Source organism: Streptomyces sp. V1I1, assembly GCF_030817355.1.
Lineage (GTDB): Bacteria > Actinomycetota > Actinomycetes > Streptomycetales > Streptomycetaceae > Streptomyces.
The window spans coordinates 5,306,559-5,324,745 of record NZ_JAUSZH010000001.1 but is presented as its reverse complement, the minus strand read 5'-3'; the positions used below and the strand labels follow the sequence as shown (position 1 = coordinate 5,324,745).

16 protein-coding genes are annotated in these 18,187 nt (G+C 69.1%); 13 read left to right on the top strand and 3 right to left on the bottom strand.

Annotated elements, in window-relative coordinates; genetic code table 11:
• The first annotated feature begins 2 nt into the window (after nt 1–2).
• From QFZ67_RS25190 to QFZ67_RS25160, 7 genes are all read left to right on the top strand, one after another.
• Complete coding sequence (locus QFZ67_RS25190) at nt 3–1,163, top strand: acyl-CoA dehydrogenase family protein (RefSeq protein WP_307663348.1); 1,161 nt, start codon at nt 3–5, stop codon at nt 1,161–1,163.
• A 122-nt stretch (nt 1,164–1,285) separates the two neighbouring features.
• Nucleotides 1,286–2,311 (top strand): ABC transporter substrate-binding protein, encoded by a 1,026-nt coding sequence (locus tag QFZ67_RS25185; RefSeq protein ID WP_307663347.1) that lies wholly within the window; start codon nt 1,286–1,288, stop codon nt 2,309–2,311.
• Nucleotides 2,312–2,313: 2 nt separating this feature from the next.
• A complete protein-coding gene (locus QFZ67_RS25180) occupies nt 2,314–3,228 on the top strand; it encodes a siderophore-interacting protein (protein ID WP_307663346.1) in 915 nt (304 codons plus the stop codon).
• Nucleotides 3,229–3,373: 145 nt separating this feature from the next.
• Nucleotides 3,374–4,816: an aspartate aminotransferase family protein gene (locus QFZ67_RS25175; RefSeq protein ID WP_307663345.1), complete on the top strand. Its 1,443-nt coding sequence runs from the start codon at nt 3,374–3,376 to the stop codon at nt 4,814–4,816.
• Entirely contained in the window at nt 4,800–6,065 is a 1,266-nt protein-coding gene (locus QFZ67_RS25170; RefSeq protein WP_307663344.1) for a lysine N(6)-hydroxylase/L-ornithine N(5)-oxygenase family protein, read from the top strand. The genes QFZ67_RS25175 and QFZ67_RS25170 overlap by 17 nt, the downstream gene beginning before the upstream one ends.
• On the top strand, nt 6,062–6,616 hold the full coding sequence (locus tag QFZ67_RS25165; protein ID WP_307663343.1) for a GNAT family N-acetyltransferase: 555 nt from the start codon (nt 6,062–6,064) through the stop codon (nt 6,614–6,616). The genes QFZ67_RS25170 and QFZ67_RS25165 overlap by 4 nt, the downstream gene beginning before the upstream one ends.
• Entirely contained in the window at nt 6,613–8,394 is a 1,782-nt protein-coding gene (locus QFZ67_RS25160) for an IucA/IucC family siderophore biosynthesis protein (RefSeq protein ID WP_307663342.1), read from the top strand. The genes QFZ67_RS25165 and QFZ67_RS25160 overlap by 4 nt, the downstream gene beginning before the upstream one ends.
• A 295-nt stretch (nt 8,395–8,689) precedes the next feature.
• On the opposite strand, the gene QFZ67_RS25155 is transcribed toward QFZ67_RS25160, so the two are convergent.
• Nucleotides 8,690–10,297: a beta-N-acetylhexosaminidase gene (locus tag QFZ67_RS25155; RefSeq protein WP_307663341.1), complete on the bottom strand. Its 1,608-nt coding sequence runs from the start codon at nt 10,295–10,297 to the stop codon at nt 8,690–8,692.
• A gap of 177 nt (nt 10,298–10,474) precedes the next feature.
• On the opposite strand from QFZ67_RS25155, the gene QFZ67_RS25150 reads away from it, so the two are divergent.
• The 3 genes from QFZ67_RS25150 (at nt 10,475) to glmS (ending at nt 13,603) form a co-directional block, all read left to right on the top strand.
• Complete coding sequence (locus tag QFZ67_RS25150; RefSeq protein ID WP_307663340.1) at nt 10,475–11,356, top strand: DUF4429 domain-containing protein; 882 nt, start codon at nt 10,475–10,477, stop codon at nt 11,354–11,356.
• 66 nt (nt 11,357–11,422) lie between these two features.
• Nucleotides 11,423–11,701, top strand: coding sequence for a hypothetical protein (locus QFZ67_RS25145; RefSeq protein WP_307665954.1), 279 nt, complete (start codon nt 11,423–11,425; stop codon nt 11,699–11,701).
• Between the two features lie 84 nt (nt 11,702–11,785).
• Entirely contained in the window at nt 11,786–13,603 is a 1,818-nt protein-coding gene (gene glmS / locus QFZ67_RS25140; protein WP_307663339.1) for a glutamine--fructose-6-phosphate transaminase (isomerizing), read from the top strand.
• Nucleotides 13,604–13,741: 138 nt separating this feature from the next.
• Here glmS and QFZ67_RS25135 read toward each other — a convergent pair whose 3' ends face one another.
• A complete protein-coding gene (locus tag QFZ67_RS25135) occupies nt 13,742–14,317 on the bottom strand; it encodes a GPR1/FUN34/YaaH family transporter (RefSeq protein WP_307663338.1) in 576 nt (191 codons plus the stop codon).
• A gap of 242 nt (nt 14,318–14,559) precedes the next feature.
• The gene (locus QFZ67_RS25130; RefSeq protein ID WP_215088845.1) at nt 14,560–15,081 is read right to left on the bottom strand and encodes a universal stress protein; all 522 of its coding nucleotides are present in this window, start codon (nt 15,079–15,081) and stop codon (nt 14,560–14,562) included.
• A gap of 465 nt (nt 15,082–15,546) precedes the next feature.
• Between QFZ67_RS25130 and QFZ67_RS25125 the strand changes: the two genes are divergently transcribed.
• The 3 genes from QFZ67_RS25125 to orn all read left to right on the top strand — a co-directional run bounded on the left by QFZ67_RS25125 (nt 15,547) and on the right by orn (nt 18,167).
• Nucleotides 15,547–15,915: a hypothetical protein gene (locus tag QFZ67_RS25125; RefSeq protein ID WP_373430123.1), complete on the top strand. Its 369-nt coding sequence runs from the start codon at nt 15,547–15,549 to the stop codon at nt 15,913–15,915.
• Between the two features lie 386 nt (nt 15,916–16,301).
• The gene (locus QFZ67_RS25120; protein ID WP_307663337.1) at nt 16,302–17,519 is read left to right on the top strand and encodes a GlxA family transcriptional regulator; all 1,218 of its coding nucleotides are present in this window, start codon (nt 16,302–16,304) and stop codon (nt 17,517–17,519) included.
• A gap of 45 nt (nt 17,520–17,564) precedes the next feature.
• Nucleotides 17,565–18,167 carry an oligoribonuclease gene (gene orn, locus QFZ67_RS25115; protein ID WP_307663336.1) on the top strand — a complete coding sequence of 201 codons (603 nt, stop codon included), beginning with the start codon at nt 17,565–17,567 and terminating at the stop codon, nt 18,165–18,167.
• The last annotated feature ends 20 nt before the right edge of the window (nt 18,168–18,187 follow it).

Here is an 18,187-nt window from a genome sequence, read left to right as displayed (position 1 = left end):
CAATGTCGCTCGACCACCGGCTCTCCGCCGAACACGAGGAACTCCGCCGTACCGTCGAGGCGTTCGCGCACGACGTCGTGGCGCCCAAGATCGGCGACTTCTACGAGCGCCATGAGTTCCCGTACGAAATCGTCCGCGAGATGGGCCGCATGGGCCTGTTCGGACTGCCCTTCCCCGAGGAGTACGGCGGCATGGGCGGCGACTACCTCGCCCTCGGCATCGCCCTGGAGGAACTGGCCCGCGTCGACTCGTCCGTCGCGATCACCCTCGAAGCGGGCGTCTCGCTCGGCGCGATGCCCCTGCATCTGTTCGGTACCGAGGAGCAGAAGCGGCAGTGGCTCCCCCGCCTGTGCTCCGGCGAGATCCTCGGCGCGTTCGGCCTGACCGAGCCGGGCGCGGGCTCGGACGCCGGCGGCACCCGCACCACGGCCGTGCGGGACGGCGACGAGTGGGTGATCAACGGCTCCAAGTGCTTCATCACCAATTCCGGTACGGACATCACGGGCCTGGTCACGGTCACCGCGGTCACCGGCCGCACCGACGGGGGGAAGCCGCAGATCTCCTCGATCATCGTCCCGTCCGGCACCCCGGGCTTCACTGTCGCCGCCCCCTACTCCAAGGTCGGGTGGAACGCCTCGGACACCCGTGAGCTGTCCTTCGACGAAGTCCGGGTACCGCTCGCCAATCTGCTCGGCGAGGAGGGCCGTGGCTACGCCCAGTTCCTGCGCATCCTCGACGAGGGCCGGATCGCCATCTCCGCGCTCGCCACGGGCCTCGCTCAGGGCTGTGTGGACGAGTCCGTGAAGTACGCGCGGGAGCGGCACGCCTTCGGGCGGCCGATCGGCGCCAACCAGGCCATCCAGTTCAAGATCGCCGACATGGAGATGCGGGCCCATATGGCCCGGGTCGGCTGGCGCGACGCGGCGTCCCGGCTGGTGCGGGGCGAGCCGTTCAAGAAGGAGGCGGCGCTGGCCAAGCTGTACTCCTCGACGATCGCGGTGGACAACGCCCGCGAGGCCACCCAGATCCACGGCGGCTACGGCTTCATGAACGAGTACCCGGTGGCCAGGATGTGGCGCGACTCCAAGATCCTGGAGATCGGCGAGGGCACGAGCGAGGTACAACGGATGCTGATCGCACGGGAGTTGGGCCTGCCCGCCTGACGTACGGGCCCGCCGTCCGCACGGCCGGGGGAGGCACCCTCTGGACAAGTAGTGAGGTTAGGCTAACCTACCCTCGAACTGCCCAGTGGCCGACCCCGGCACGTACGAAAGCGGACACCATCATGCCCAACGCCCGAGCTTCCCATCTCACCCGTCGCGGCCTGCTCACCGCGGGCAGCGCCCTCGGGCTCGGCGTCGCACTGGCCGCCTGCAGCAAGAGCGACGACAAGGGCGGCGCGGGCAAGGGCGCCGAGAAGTCCGGCCCCTGGAAGTTCCAGGACGACCGCGGTACGGCGGTCGAGCTGAAGTCCGTCCCGAAGAACATCGTCGCCTTCACCGGCACCGCCGCAGCCCTCCACGACTACGGCGTCGAGGTCAAGGGCGTGTTCGGCCCGACCAAGACCAAGGACGGCAAGCCCGACGTCCAGGCCGGTGACCTCGACATCAGCAAGGTCAAGATCGTCGGCAATGTCTACGGCGAGTTCAACATCGAGCAGTACGCGGCCCTCGCCCCCGAGCTGCTGATCACCAACATGTGGGCCAAGAACGACCCGTGGTACGTCCCGCCGCAGTCCAAGGACAAGATCATGAAGCTGGCCCCCAGCGTTCTGCTGTGGGCGGCCGAGACCACGATGGCCAGGGCCCTGGAGCGCCACGCCGAGCTCGCCGAATCCCTCGGCGGCGACGTCAAGGGCAAGAAGGCCGCCGACGCCAAGGCGCGCTTCGAGAAGGCCGCGGCCCGGTTGCGCGCGGCCGCCAAGGCCAAGCCGAACATCAAGGTCCTGATCGGCTCCGGCAGCCAGGAACTCTTCTACGTCTCCGTCCCCAAGACGTCCGCCGACACCCTGTACTTCCAGGAGCTGGGCGTGAAGTTCGTGGAGCCGAAGCCGAACGCGCAGGGCTTCTTCGAGGAGCTCAGCTGGGAGAACGCCGGCAAGTACGGCGCCGACATCATCATCCTGGACAACCGCACCGGGACCCTTCAGCCCGACTCCCTGACCAAGAAGCCGACCTGGGGCAAGCTGCCCGCCGTCAAGGCCGGACAGGTCATTCCGCGCGTCACCGAGCCGATCTACTCCTACGACAAGTGCGCGCCGATCCTCGAAGACCTGGCCAAGGCCATCGAGACTGCGAAGAAGGTCGCCTGACCATGACGACAACGGCCGAGATCGCCCCGTTCCGCTTCTTCGACCTGAAGGTTGTACGGACCAGGCGGCTCGGCCCGTCCATGGTCCGCGTCACCTTCGGGGGCGAGGACCTCAAGCACTTCACCACCGGGGGCCGCGACCAGTCCCTGTCGCTGTTCCTGCCGCACCCGGGCCAGGAAGCGCCCGTCGTGCCCGTCGACGCCGGTGACGGCAGCGCGATATTCGCCGCCTGGCGTGCGCTGCCCGACGACGTACGGGCCGTGATGCGCTCGTACACCGTGCGCGAGCAGCGCCAACTGCCGGGCGAGGCAGGCGAGGTGGACATCGACTTCGCACTGCACGAGGACGGCGGTCCCGCCTGCCGCTGGGCCGGCCAGGCCACGCCCGGACACCGCGTGATGGTGCTCGGCCCGGCCGTCGCCGACAACACCGCAGTGCGCTGCCGGCCGCCCGAGGACACCGACTGGGTGCTGATCTGGGCCGACGAGACGGCCCTGCCGGCCGCCGCGGCGATCCTTGAGTGGCTGCCGGCCGGAATGAAGGCCCGGGTCTGGCTGGAGGTGCAGCACACCGAGGACCGCCAGGACCTGCGGACCGCGGCGGACGCCCGGATCACCTGGCTGGTACGGGAGGAGGGCGCGCCGTCCGCCCTGGAGGCGGTCAGCGCGGCCGAGTTGCCCGAGGGCACCGGGTACGCCTGGATCGCGGGCGAGTCGGGCAGCGTGAAGGCGCTCCGCCGCCATCTGGTGCGCGAGCGCGAACTCGACCGCCGCCGCGTCACATTCGTCGGCTACTGGAAGCGCGGCGTGAGCGAGGACGGCCTCCGCGAGGAGGCTGAGACCGGCGCGGTGGACGAGGCCGGTGCGGTGGACGAGGCCGACGACGCCACCGAGGCCGATAACGCCACTGCCATGTGAACAAGGCCAAACAATCGCGCCCCGAGGGGGCGAGGGTCAGCTGGCATCGAAAGTTAGGTTAGGCTAACCTAACTTCGATGTCGCCCCCTCGCCCCCTCTCCTGTCCTGAGGGGCGACCAAGTCCCCGCATCCGGGAGGACGTTGCATGCGCGCGCACCTGCTCAATGACGTTACGGCGGAGAGCTATCGGCTCTCCGTGACCGAAGGAGTCGAGCGGGTGGCGAACCGACTCGCCACAACCCGGCGGCCGTTCACCGGCGTGACCGCCGATGAGCTCGCCCCGGTGATCTCCGCGGTCGACCTCGACCAGCCGCTGGGCAACGTCTCCGCCGCCCTCGACGAGCTGGAGAGCGTCTACCTGCGGGACGCCGTCTACTTCCACCACCCCCGCTACCTCGGCCACCTCAACTGCCCGGTCGTCATCCCGGCCGTCCTCGGCGAGGCCGTGCTCTCCGCTGTCAACTCCTCGCTCGACACCTGGGACCAGAGCGCCGGCGGCACCCTCATCGAGCGCCGCCTCATCGACTGGACCGCGCAGCGGATCGGCTTCGGCCCGGCGGCCGACGGTGTCTTCACCAGCGGCGGCACCCAGTCCAACCTCCAGGCGCTGCTGCTCGCCCGCGAGGAGGCCAAGACCGCGGACCTGGCGAAACTGCGCATCTTCACCTCGGAGTGCAGCCACTTCAGCGTGCAGAAGTCGGCGACGCTGCTGGGCCTCGGCCGCGAGGCCGTCGTCTCGATCCCCGTCGACCGCAACAAGCGGATGCAGACCGTCGCTCTCGCCGCCGAACTGGCGCGCTGCACCCGTGAGGGCCTGGTCCCCATGGCCGTCGTAGCGACCGCGGGCACCACCGACTTCGGCTCCATCGACCCGCTGCCCGAGATCGCCGAGCTGACCGCGCAGTACGGAACCTGGATGCATGTGGACGCGGCGTACGGCTGCGGACTGCTGGCATCCACCACCCGCCGCCGTCTCCTCGACGGCATCGAGCACGCCGACTCGGTCACCGTGGACTATCACAAGTCCTTCTTCCAGCCGGTGAGTTCGTCCGCGGTGCTGGTACGGGACGGGGCGACGCTGAGCCATGCCACGTACCACGCGGACTACCTCAACCCGCGGCGTACCGTGGAGGAAGGGATCCCCAACCAGGTCGACAAGTCCCTGCAGACCACCCGCCGCTTCGACGCGCTGAAGCTGTGGATGACGCTGCGAGTGATGGGCGCGGACGGTGTCGGGCAGCTCTTCGACGAGGTCTGCGACCTGGCCGCGGCCGGCTGGGAGGTGCTCGCCGCCGACCCGCGCTACGACGTGGTCGTCCAGCCGCAGCTGTCGACACTGGTCTACCGCTACATCCCCGAGAACGTCACAAGCCCCACCGAGATCGACCGGGCCAACCTCTACGCACGCAAGGCGCTGTTCGCGTCCGGCGAGGCCGTGGTCGCCGGGACGAGGGTCGGCGGCCGCCAGTACCTGAAGTTCACCTTGCTCAACCCCGAGACGACGACCGAAGACATCGCCGCCGTACTCGATCTGATCGCCGGCCACGCCGAGCAGTACCTGGGAGAGAACCTTGTCCACGCGTCTTGAGCCCCTTGATTTCATCGGCATCGGGCTCGGGCCCTTCAATCTCGGTCTCGCCTGCCTGACCGAGCCGATCGACGAGCTGAACGGCCTCTTCCTCGAGTCCAAGCCGGACTTCGAGTGGCACTCGGGGATGTTCCTGGAAGGCGCGCACCTCCAGACGCCGTTCATGTCGGACCTGGTCACCCTCGCCGACCCCACCTCCACCTACTCCTTCCTCAACTATCTGAAGGAATCGGGGCGGCTGTACTCCTTCTACATCCGCGAGAACTTCTATCCGCTGCGGACCGAGTACAACGACTACTGCCGCTGGGCCGCCGCCAAACTGTCCTCCGTCCGCTTCAGCACCACGGTGACGCGCGTCGAGTACGAGAGTGAGCTGTACGTCGTCCACACCGCCGCCGGCGAGCAGCTCCGCGCCCGCCGCATCGTCCTGGGCACCGGCACCCCGCCGTTCATACCCGAGCCCTGCCAGGGTCTCGGCGGCGACTTCCTGCACAACTCGCGCTACCTCGACCACAAGGAGGCGCTGCAGCGGAAGGAGTCGATCACCCTCGTCGGCAGCGGGCAGAGCGCCGCGGAGATCTACTACGACCTGCTCTCCGAGATCGACGTGCACGGCTACCGGCTCAACTGGGTCACGCGCTCCCCGCGGTTCTTCCCGCTGGAGTACACCAAGCTGACGCTGGAGATGACCTCGCCGGAGTACATCGACTACTTCCACGCGCTCCCGGAGGCCACCCGCTACCGGCTGGAGTCACAGCAGAAGGGCCTGTTCAAGGGCATCGACGGGGATCTCATCAACGAGATCTTCGACCTCCTCTACCAGAAGAACCTGAAGGGCCCCGTCCCCACCAGACTTCTCACCAACTCGGCGCTCGAGAGAGCCAGTTACGAGGACGGCGCCTACACCCTCGGGCTGCGCCAGGAGGAGCAGGGCAAGAGCTTCGAGCTGCGTACGGAGGGCCTGATCCTGGCCACCGGCTACAAATACGCCGAGCCGGAGTTCCTGGAGCCGGTCGCCGACCGGATCCGCCGGGACGGGCAGGGCCGCTTCGACATCGCCCGCAACTACAGCATCGACACGGCCGGACGCGAGATCTTCCTCCAGAACGCGGGCGTGCACACGCACTCCATCACCTCGCCCGACCTGGGCATGGGTGCGTACCGCAACGCCTACATCATCGGCGAGCTGCTTGGTTCCGAGTACTACCCCGTCGAAAAGTCCATCGCGTTCCAGGAGTTTTCCGTATGAGGTTCACCGTCCGTCCCCTCGACCCCTTTGCCGACGCCCAGCTGGTGCACGGCTGGGTGACCCACCCCAAGGCCGCCTTCTGGCTGATGCAGGACGCGAAAATGCAGGACGTCGAGCGCGAGTACATGGCGATAGCCGCGCATGAGCACCACGACGCCTTCATCGGCCTCAAGGACGGCGAGCCCGTCTTCCTGATGGAGCGCTACGACCCGGCACATGTGGAGCTGAAGGGGCTGTACGACGCCGAGCCCGGCGATGTCGGCATGCACTTCCTGGTCGCGCCGACCGACAACCCTGTGCACGGTTTCACCCGCGCCGTGATCACCGCGGTGATGGAGACGCTGTTCGCGGACCCGGCCACCCGGCGAGTGGTGGTCGAGCCGGACGTACGCAACAAGGCCGTGCACGCGCTCAATGAGGCCGTCGGCTTCGTGCCCGCACGAGAGATCGAAAAGCCGGAGAAGGTCGCCCTGCTGAGTTTCTGCACCCGCGCCCAGTTCGAGGCTGCACGAGAGGTCGCACGAGAGGCTGCACGAGGAGTGACGGCATGAACCTGTCCGACGCCGTATCGCATCTGACGCCCGAACTGTGGGAGCAGGCGAACCGACTCCTCCTGCGCAAGGCGCTCGCGGAGTTCTCCCACGAGCGGCTGCTGGCCCCCGAGTCCCTCGGGGAGGACCGGTACCGCGTCCTCAGCGACGACTCCGCCACCGAGTACCGCTTCACCGCGCGCCGGTTCGCCCTCGACCACTGGCAGGTCTTCGCCGACTCCATCACCCGGCACCGGGACGGCGACGAGCAGCCGCTGGACGCGCTCGACTTCTTCATCGAGCTGCGCGTCTCGCTCGGCCTGAGCGAGACGATCCTGCCGGTCTATCTGGAGGAGATCTCCTCCACCCTCTCCGGCACCGCGTACAAACTGACCAAGAAGCCGGTGACCTCCGCCGAGCTGGCCACGGCCGGCTTCCAGGCCATCGAGACCGGCATGACCGAGGGCCACCCCTGCTTCGTCGCGAACAACGGCCGGCTCGGCTTTGGGGTGCACGAATATCTCTCGTACGCCCCCGAGACGGGCAGCGAGGTCCGCCTGGTCTGGCTCGCTGCCCGCCGCGACCGCACCACCTTCACCGCGGGCGCGGGACTCGACTACGAGTCGCTGGTCCGCGACGAGCTCGGCGAAGCGACCCTCGCCCGCTTCGGCGGGCAGCTGAACGCCCTCGGCCTCGACCTCGCCGACTACTTCCTGCTGCCCGTCCACCCCTGGCAGTGGTGGAACAAGCTGTCCGTCACCTTCGCCGCCGAGATCGCCCAGCAGCGCCTGGTGTGCCTGGGCCCGGGCGACGACGACTATCTCGCGCAGCAGTCGATCCGCACGTTCTTCAATACGAGCGCCCCGGCCAAGCACTACGTCAAAACAGCGCTGTCCGTCCTCAACATGGGCTTCATGCGTGGCCTTTCGGCCGCGTACATGGAGGCGACCCCCGCGATCAACGACTGGCTGACGGGCCTGATCGACAGCGACGACGTCTTCAAGGCGGCCCGCTTCTCGGTCATCCGGGAGCGGGCGGCGATCGGCTACCACCACCGCCAGTACGAGCAGGCGACGGACCGCTACTCCCCGTACCGCAAAATGCTGGCCGCGCTGTGGCGAGAGAGCCCGGTGCCACAACTGCAGGCCGGCGAGCGGCTGGCCACGATGGCGTCGCTCCTCCATGTGGACCACAACGGCGCGTCGTTCGCGGGAGCGCTGATCGACGAGTCGGGCCTGGCCCCCGCCGACTGGCTGCGCCGCTACCTGGACGCGTATCTCACGCCCGTACTGCACAGCTTCTACAAGTACGACCTGGTCTTCATGCCTCACGGCGAGAACGTCATCCTGGTCATCGGCGAGGACGGCACGGTCCAGCGGGCGATCTTCAAGGACATCGCCGAGGAGATCGCGGTGATGGACCCGCACGCGGTGCTGCCGCCGGCCGTCGAGCGCATCCGCGCGGACGTGCCCGAGGACATGAAGCTGCTCTCCGTCTTCACGGACGTCTTCGACTGCTTCTTCCGTCTCCTCGCGGCCACGCTGGTCACGGAGGAGCGGCTGGACGAGGAGACGTTCTGGCGGACGGTCGCGGAGAGTGTGCGCGGGTACCAGGAGTCGGTGCCGCATCTCGCGGACAGGTTCAGGGAGTACGACATGTTCGCGGACGAGTTCGCGCTGTCGTGCCTGAACCGGCTCCAGCTGCGCAACAACGAACAGATGGTGGACCTGGCGGACCCGTCGGGCGCGCTGCAACTCGTCGGCGCGCTGGAGAACCCGATCGCGCGGTTCGCCCACTGAGCGGGCGGGGGCGCCGGTGAATACGGTCCCTCACCGGCGCGCCCGTCTCTTGGGCGGGGCCTTTCCCTACCCGCCCCTTCCCGTAACTGGGGCTTCGCCCCAGACCCCGTAACGCCCTTCGGGCGTTGTCCTCAATCTCCCCCAGACTTCGTCCGGGGGGACCCCCAACGGGCTCCAATGGAGCCCCACCGGCGATTGAGGCGCGGGGTCCGGGGCAGAGCCCCGAAACCAGCCCCACCGGCGATTGAGGCGCGGGGTCCGGGGCGGAGCCCCGGGGGCGGCGCGCCCGGACGCCTCAGCCCGACTGCCAGGGCACCTGCGGCGACCGGTAGAAGTCGATCCCGAGCGCCGCCATCCTCGGCCCCTGCGCCCCCAGCCGCACCCTGTACGCCTCCCAGTCATGCGCAGACGCAGGCGACCAGCCCAGCTCCGCCACCCCCACCACCCGCGGGAACGCCATGAACTCGATGTGGTCGCTCGTCGAGATCGTCTCCGACCACAACGGCGCCTCGACCCCCGCCACCGCCGACGCCGGCGCGCCCGGCAGATACGCCGCCGGGTCCCAGTCGTAGGACCGCCGCACCTCCACGTATCCGGCCCAGGCCAGCCCCAGCGGGGTGTCCTTGTTGTACTTCATGTCGAGGTAGATCCGGTCCGCGGGCGACAGAATCAGCCCTGTACCGTTCTGCGCGGCCTTCGCGACCTGCGCCTTCTCCGCGGCGCTGGTGCTGTCCAGACCCCAGTACTGCGCGAGCGCCCCCTTCGCCGGGGTCGCGCCGGTCAGCTGGTGCCAACCGACCACCGTCTTCCCGTACTTGGCGACGATCGGCTGCACCTTGTCCATGAACGCCACATAGTCCGCGTGGCTGGTGGAGTGCGCCTCGTCGCCACCGATGTGGAGGTACTTGCCGGGGGTGAGCGCGGCCAGCTCGCGGATGACGTCGTCCACGAAGTCATACGTCACGGGCTTCGGCACGCACAGCGAGCTGAAGCCGACGTCCGTCCCGGTGTAGAGGGGCGGGGCGATGCCGGAGCAGTTCAGCTCGGCGTACGAGGCGAGGGCTGCGTTGGTGTGCCCCGGCATGTCGATCTCGGGGACGACCTCCAGATAGCGCGAGGCCGCGTAACCGAGGATCTCCTTGTACTGGGCCTTTGTGTAGTGGCCGCCGGGGCCGCCGCCGACCTGGGTCGAGCCGCCGTACGTCGCCAGCCGCGGCCAGGAGTCGATGGCGATCCGCCAGCCCTGGTCGTCGGAGAGATGCAGATGCAGCTTGTTGATCTTGTAGAGCGCCAACTGGTCGATATACAGCTTGACTTGGTCGACGGTGAGGAAGTGCCGGGAGACGTCGAGCATCGCGCCCCGGTAGCCGTAGCGCGGGCTGTCGGTGATGGTGCCGCCCGCGACCTTCCACGGGCCGCGCTGCCGGGTGTCCTTCTCCACCGAGGCGGGCAGCAGCTGGCGCAGCGTCTGCACGGCGTGGAAGAGCCCGGCGGGCTTGCGGGCGGTGAGGGTGAGCGCGCCGCGCGTGGACTCCAGCCGGTAGCCCTCGTCGCCCAGGGCGCGGTCCTTGGAGCTCAGGCGCAGCCGGATACCGCCGGGGCCGCCGTCGTCGGTGACGGGCAGGGCGTAGCCGGTCGACGGCCGCAGCAGCTGGGCGAGATACGTGCCGATCCTGCGGGCCTCGCGGGAGTCGCCGTCGACCCGGATCCGGGTCCATGGGGTGAGGGTGTACGCGGACCCGCCCGGGCGTACGGAAGCGGGCGCGGGGACGATCTGGCCGAGCGGCCGGACCTCGGGGGCGGCCGGGGCGGGGGCCGGGCCGGCGCCGATGCCGGCGATGCCGGCCGCCGCGACGAGCAGCAGCGAGCCGAACAGACGGGGGAACGTTCTGGGCTGTCTCACAGGCTGGGTCCCTTCGACGGGCGTCGCAACTGTGGTGCTGAGCAACCGAACGGCAGTCATCATGCGTACCGCGCGCCCCAACTCCGGTCAAGGTGTAGACCACGCTCGTGGGCCGACCCTTCGCCAACTCCCCCTGGGCGAGCCCACGTACGCCATCCCCGGTGCGAGAATTCCGGCATGGCGGAAATCATCCAGAAGGACGGCACCTGGACCTTCGACGGGGACACGGTGCGCATCGTGCCCGGCAGCGACAAGAGCGTGAGCCTGCTGCGCAAGACCCTCGGCGAGATCGCCGTACCGCTGGGGGCGCTCGCCGGGATCTCCTTCGAGCCGGGCAAGAAGTCGGGACGGCTGCGGCTGCGCCTGCGCAACGGCGCCGACCCGCTCCTGCAGATCACCGGCGGCAAGCTGGAGGACAGCTCCGACCCCTACCGGCTGACCGTGGACAACGACCGCACCGGCGTCGCCGAGTACTTCGTCGACGAGGTGCGCAACGCGCTGCTGCTGGAGCAGGTGGAGACAGGCCCGGTCGACAGCTATCTGCTGCCCGGCCCCGACCTGCCAATCACCGTGGGCGCGGGCGACGGCACCGCCACCTTCGACGGGGAGCGGATCCGGCTGGAGTGGAACTGGAAGACCGAGGAGTCCAAGTCGTCCGGCGGCGCGCGCACCCTCGCGGTTCAGGACGTGGAGTCGGTGGAGTGGCTGCCGTCGGCCGGTCTGGAGAACGGCTACCTCCGCTTCGCCGTGTCCAAGGCCCCGACCAAGGCTCCGCCCAAGTACGACCCGCACGCCGTGGAGCTGTGGGGTTTCCGCAAGGACCCGCTGATGGCGCTGGTCGGGGCCGCCGTGGTGGCCCGTATGCCCCATCCGTACGCCCCCTCCCCCATCGCCCCTCCCGCCCAGGCCGAGCCTGCCGACGCCGTCCCCGCGCCCGGCGGCAGCGATCATGACGCGCTGCTGCGCCGACTGCGTGAGCTGGGCGATCTGCATCAGGCCGGAATACTGACGGCCGAGGAGTTCACCACCGCGAAACAGGCCGTATTGAAGCGAATGTGAGCCCTACCTGCCCGCAATCGGGCAGGATTCTTGCAAATGCGGCAGGTGACCCCGCAATATCTACGGGTGCTCGACCGCCGCCCCTCGTCACACGACGACCTCATCGACCATCTGGTGCGCAGCACCGCGCTCCAGCGCGGTGAGGCGGGCCGGGTGGTGCTCGACGTGCTGGCGTACTTCGACGAGAAGACCGACGAATTCGTCCGCCGCCGCCACCGCGAGCTGCAGTCCGGTGGCATGGCGAACACGGAGATCTTCGAGCGGATCGCGGCCGAACTGCCGCACCGCGCCGTGGCGCCGCCGGAGCTCTCGCTCCGCCAGCTGCGCCGCATCGTATACGGCTGACCGGTCGACCGGCCCGATCGGCCGGGCGGCCAGACAGCCCAGGGGGACGAGCACACACCTGATCTATGGAGGGGTAAGAACTCTATGTGTGGAATTGTCGGATACATCGGCAAGCGTGATGTGGCACCGCTGCTGCTCGAAGGCCTGCAGCGGCTGGAGTACCGGGGTTACGACTCCGCGGGCATCGTGATCACGAGCCCCAAGGCCGCCGGACTGAAGATGGTCAAGGCCAAGGGCCGGGTCCGTGACCTGGAGGCCCGGATCCCCAAGCGCTTCGCCGGCACCACCGGCATCGCCCACACCCGCTGGGCCACCCACGGCGCCCCGAGCGACATCAACTCGCACCCGCACCTCGACCCCGAGAACAAGGTCGCGGTCGTCCACAACGGCATCGTCGACAACGCCGCCGAGCTGCGCGCGAAGCTGGAAGCGGACGGCGTCGTCTTCGCCTCCGAGACCGACACCGAGGTGCTCACCCACCTGATCGCCCGCTCCCAGGCCGAGAAGCTCGAGGAGAAGGTCCGCGAGGCGCTCAAGGTCGTCGAGGGCACCTACGGCATCGCCGTCATGCACGCCGACTTCAGCGACCGCATCGTCGTGGCCCGCAACGGCTCCCCGGTCGTCCTCGGCATCGGCGAGAAGGAGATGTTCGTCGCCTCCGACGTCGCCGCACTGATCTCCCACACCCGCCAGGTCGTCACCCTCGACGACGGCGAGATGGCCACGCTGAAGGCCGACGACTTCCGCACCTACACGACCTCGGGCACGCGCACCACCGCCACCCCCGAGACCGTCGAGTGGGAGGCCGCCTCCTACGACATGGGCGGCCACGACACGTACATGCACAAGGAGGTCTCGGAGCAGCCCGACGCGGTGGACCGCGTCCTGCGCGGCCGCATCGACGAGAAGTTCTCCACGGTGCACCTGGGCGGTCTGAACCTGGACGCCCGCGAGGCCCGCGGCATCCGCCGTGTGAAGATCCTCGGCTGCGGCACCTCGTACCACGCGGGCATGATCGGCGCCTCGCTGATCGAGGGCCTGGCCCGCATCCCCGCGGACGCCGAGCCCGCCTCCGAGTTCCGCTACCGCAACCCGGTCGTGGACCCCGACACCCTCTACATCGCGGTCTCCCAGTCGGGTGAGACGTACGACGTACTCGCCGCCGTCCAGGAGCTCAAGCGCAAGGGCGCCCGCGTCCTCGGCGTGGTCAACGTGGTGGGTTCCGCGATCGCCCGCGAGGCCGACGGCGGCGTGTACGTGCACGCAGGCCCCGAGGTCTGCGTCGTCTCCACCAAGTGCTTCACCAACACCGTCGTCGCCTTCGCGCTGCTCGCGCTGCACCTGGGCCGGATCCGCGACCTGTCGGTCTCCGACGGCAAGCGGATCATCGAGGGCCTGCGCAAGCTGCCCGGGCAGATCACCGAGATCCTCGAGAACGAGGCCGAGATCAAGAAGCTGGCCGAGGAGTACGCGGGCGCCAAGTCGATGATGTTCATCGGCCGGGTGCGCGGCTACCCGGTGGCGCTCGAGGCTTCGCTGAAGCTCAAGGAGATCTCCTACATCCACGCCGAGGCCTACCCGGCGTCCGAGCTCAAGCACGGCCCGCTGGCCCTGATCGAGCCGGCGCTGCCGACGGTCGCGATCGTCCCGGACGACGAGCTGCTGGAGAAGAACCGCGCGGCCCTGGAGGAGATCAAGGCCCGCAGCGGCAAGATCCTCGCGGTCGCGCACCGCGAGCAGGAGAAGGCCGACCACACGATCGTCGTGCCGAAGAACGAGAACGAGCTGGACCCGATCCTGATGGGCATCCCGCTCCAGCTCTTCGCGTACCACACGGCGCTGGCCATGGGCCGGGACATCGACAAGCCGCGCAACCTGGCGAAGTCCGTCACGGTCGAGTAGTTCGGCCCCGTACAGCCCCGTACAGGGCCGTACAGCCGACACAGACAGGGGCGGTCCCCCCGTGCGTTGCCACCTTTACGCGCGGGGGGACCGCCCTTTCGTCAGCCGGCGCAGCCCAGACGCCGGCTTGTGGCTGCCTCAGCCGGTGGCCGTCACTCCACGGCCGGCAGCACGTCCTGAGAAGGTCGGCCACTTGACGAGTGCGGCCGTCGCGCCGTACCAGGCGGCGAGACCCGCGACCGCGCCGATCCAGCCGCCCGCCTTGGCGAGACCGTCGTTCTCGGCGAACGACGCTATGCCGAGCAGCAGCAGCGAGACGAACAGCAGCCCGTACACGCCCTGTCCGAACAGTCCGCTGCCCGCGGACGCGGCCGTCAGGGTCAGTGCGAGCAGCGCCCAGAGCAGCATGAAGAGGCCTGCCGCCTCACCGGTGACTTCGGCGCCGACCCCGGTCCCCCAGGTGAACCAGAAGGCACCGAGGCCCGAGAACGCCGTGCCCGTACCGCCGTTGCCCGCGTGGAATTCGAGCAGCCCGACGATGAACAGCGCGACGCCGCCGACCCAGGTCGCAAGACCGGCCGCGTCTGCCGCCGCCACGTTGTCGATCACGCCTGTGTTGCCAACGCCGAACGCCAGCAGGGTCAGTCCGAGTGCGAGGTGGCCGAGAGTCTGTGTCGATGCGGTGGCGCTTCCCGCAGAGACTTCGTTGTCCACGGCGGGCTCCCTTCGTGTCCTGTGCAGTTGTGCTGCTTCCCAGCGACCGCTATGTACCCTTCACAAGCGCACAATCCACCTGTACGGACGGGTAGATTTCCATACCGAGGAAGGGAGTTGACGCTGCCTCACCTGGGCTGACGCCGGGATTACAGAATGGACACGACAAGGCGTACACCGGATTACGACGATCAGTGACGAGCAGACGACCGTGCGTCACGGGATCGCGCTACGGGGTCGCGCTACGGGATCACTACGACCGGGCGCTGCGCGCGCCGCGCGAGCCGCCCGGCCACCGAGCCGAAGATGCGTCCGACGATGCCGTGTGTCGAGCCGACCACGATCGCGTCGGCCGAATACTCCCGGCCGACCTCCTCCAGCTCGTGGCAGATGTCGCCGCCGCGCTCGACCAGGATCCAGGGCACCTCGGTGAGGTAGTCCGCGCAGGCCAGCTCCAGGCCGAGCACCTCGGTGCGGTGATCGGGGACGTCCACGAAGACCGGGGGCTCGCAGCCCGCCCAGACGGTGGTCGGCAGCCGGTTGGCGACGTGGACGATGATCAGGCCGGAACCCGACCTTCTGGCCATGCCGATGGCGTACGCGAGCGCCCGCTCACTGGAGGTCGAGCCGTCGAAGCCGACGACGACTCCGTGCCGGAAGGCTGGATCGCAGGAATGACATGTTTCTTCCGCCGCTTGCAGGTCCGACAGTGGGTCGGCTACCTGCTTGCGGTCCGCGGGTTCGGGAATTTCGTGACCGGCCATCGGTGTCTCGGCGAAGAAGGTCCTCTTGTGAGGGATCGTCTCAGGGGAGTCTCAGGGGAGGGTGCGTCGGTTGGCATCGCGGCGGAGCTGTGTCCGGGAATCATCTTCCCTGGCCCATACCCCAAGGGTACGGCGACACTCCTCTCCTGCCCAGAGCTGCTGCCCGTCCGCGGCGTTCCAGGGAGCATGCCCGAGCCTGCCCCGGATTGGCAATGCCGCTTGGCGTCTACAGCAGTCTGCTCCGGTCGTCCACTGGGCCGCTCGTGGACTGGGCCGGCCGTCGACTGGGCCGGCCGTCCGCCGTCCGTCGGCAGTCCACCGCCGCCCGCCGATCCGGCCGTTGATCCGGCTATTGATCCGGCTACTGATCCGGCTACTGATCCTGCCGTTGACGTCCGCGCCAGTGACCGGAAGGCTCCGCTCCTCGTTGCACCTCGGTCACCCCGCCGCCTCCAGGGAGCTTTTGTGCCCGCACGCCCGTCCGCCCCGGCCCCCGACCCTTCCCCGGCCCCGCAGCACGGACAGCGCGTCGAGGCCGCTCCGCGTCCCTCGTCCGATTCGGCGAGCGACGTGGTGCGCTGGGCGGCCTTCAGCTGCGTGGTCGTCCCTGTCGTGCTGGTCGTGTACGGGACGTCCGTCGGCGGGGCGGCCGCCGCTGCCCTCGGCCTCGCCGCCGTGACGGCCGCCTGCCGGGTGCTGTTGCGCCAGTCCGAACGCAGTGCGCCCCGCGCCCCGGCCGCCGAGTCGGCGCAGCCCCGCGGCCGGCGCACGCGGACCGCTCCCGGGGCGCACCGGGGCTCTCGGCGCGGCGCGGGAAGTGCGCCCGGCGACTGACGCGTTCACACACCCGCACCCGTATGTTTTCAGCCAACTTCGCGCCACCGGCCTTCCCTTGGCGAAATGGCCTGCCAACCCCCTTGCCACCAGGGAAGAAAGGACCATTCATGGCGCTCGCACCCTACGTGGACGGGCCATGCGTGCGAGGCGCACTTCCCTGTGGAGCCCCCGAGTGGAACGCTTCGTGATCGAATGCTTCGCGCCAAGTTGCCATGTCGACATAGCGGGGCATGCCGAACTTGTCACGTCGGCGCCACGGGACACAGTAGATTCGATCATGAGTATCGAAGGCTCGGGACTCGTGCGAAACCGAGGGGAAACGTGCAGGAGCGAAAGGCCCGAAACGAACGGGGAGACGCGAACACCGAGGGGGGCTTAGCGTCATGAGTCAGGACTCCGCCGCACCGGAGGCAGCACGGAAGCTCTCCGGGCGCCGGCGCCGGGAAGTCGTCGCGGTGCTGCTGTTCAGCGGCGGCCCCATCTTTGAAAGTTCCATCCCGCTCTCGGTGTTCGGAATTGACCGTCAGGACGCCGGAGTTCCCCGCTATCGCCTGCTCGTCTGCGGTGGCGAGGAAGGCCCGCTGCGGACCACCGGCGGGCTTGAACTGACCGCGCCGTACGGCCTGGAGGCCATCGGCAGAGCGGGCACCGTCGTCGTACCGGCCTGGCGGTCGATCACCTCACCGCCACCGCCCGAGGCGCTCGACGCGCTGCGCCGGGCGCATGAGGAGGGGGCCCGGATCGTCGGACTGTGCACCGGCGCGTTCGTGCTCGCCGCGGCCGGTCTGCTGGACGGCCGCCCGGCCACGACCCACTGGATGTACGCGCCGACGCTGGCCAAGCGGTATCCGTCTGTCCATGTCGATCCGCGCGAGCTGTTCGTCGACGACGGCGATGTGCTCACCTCCGCGGGGACAGCGGCCGGAATCGATCTCTGCCTGCACATCGTGCGCACCGACCACGGCACCGAGGCCGCCGGGGCGCTGGCCCGCAGGCTGGTCGTGCCGCCGCGCCGCAGTGGCGGGCAGGAGCGCTATCTGGACAGGTCTTTACCAGAGGAAATCGGGTCGGACCCGCTGGCCGAGGTCGTCTCGTGGGCGCTGGAGCATCTCCATGAACAGTTCGATGTGGAGACCCTGGCGGCCCGGGCGTACATGAGCCGGCGCACCTTCGACCGGCGATTCCGTTCGCTGACCGGCAGCGCGCCGCTGCAGTGGCTGATCACCCAGCGGGTGCTGCAGGCCCAGCGGCTGCTCGAGACCTCCGACTACTCGGTCGACGAGGTCGCGGGTCGCTGCGGCTTCCGCTCACCGGTGGCGCTGCGTGGCCACTTCCGGCGTCAGCTCGGCTCGTCCCCGGCCGCGTACCGGGCCGCCTACCGGGTCCGCCGCCCGCAGAACGACTCCGCCCCGCACGCGGTGGTGGAGGCGGTCGTCCCGACACAGGCCACCGCCCAGGCCAGACGGGCCGCCGCGGCGGCGGGAGCCTCGGGACCCGCGGCCACCTCGGCCGCTCCGCCGGAGCTGGGAAAGCCTCCGTCCGAGGCGTACGCGACCGGTCACGGCCGTCCGAGCCTGCCCGGCCAGCGCAGTGCGCCTTAGGCCGACCGGCGTCCCCCGATCGCCGGTCGGCCTAAGGTAGGACGCATGAACGATCGCATGGTGTGGATCGACTGCGAGATGACCGGGCTCTCGTTGACGGACGACGCACTCATCGAGGTGGCCGCACTGGTCACCGACTCGGAACTGAACGTGCTCGGCGAAGGGGTGGACATCGTGATCCGCCCGCCGAACGCGGCGCTGGAGACGATGCCCGAGGTGGTGCGGCAGATGCACACCGCCTCGGGCCTCCTCGACGAGCTGGCGGGCGGCACCACGCTCGCCGCCGCCGAGGAGCAGGTCCTGGCGTACGTACGCCAGCACGTGAAGGAGCCCGGCAAGGCCCCGCTGTGCGGAAACTCGGTCGGCACCGACCGCGGCTTCCTGCTGCGCGACATGCCGACGCTGGAGGACTACCTCCACTACCGGATCGTCGATGTCTCCTCGGTCAAGGAACTGGCCCGTCGCTGGTACCCGAGGGCGTACTTCAACAGTCCGGAGAAGAACGGCAACCACCGGGCGCTGGCGGATATCCGTGAATCCATCGCGGAGCTGCGCTACTACCGCGAGGCGGTCTTCGTGCCGCAGCCCGGACCCGACTCGGAGACCGCGAAGTCGATTGCGGCGAAGTACGTCCTGCCCGCGCAGTAGCCGCCGCGCGAAGGGGGCGT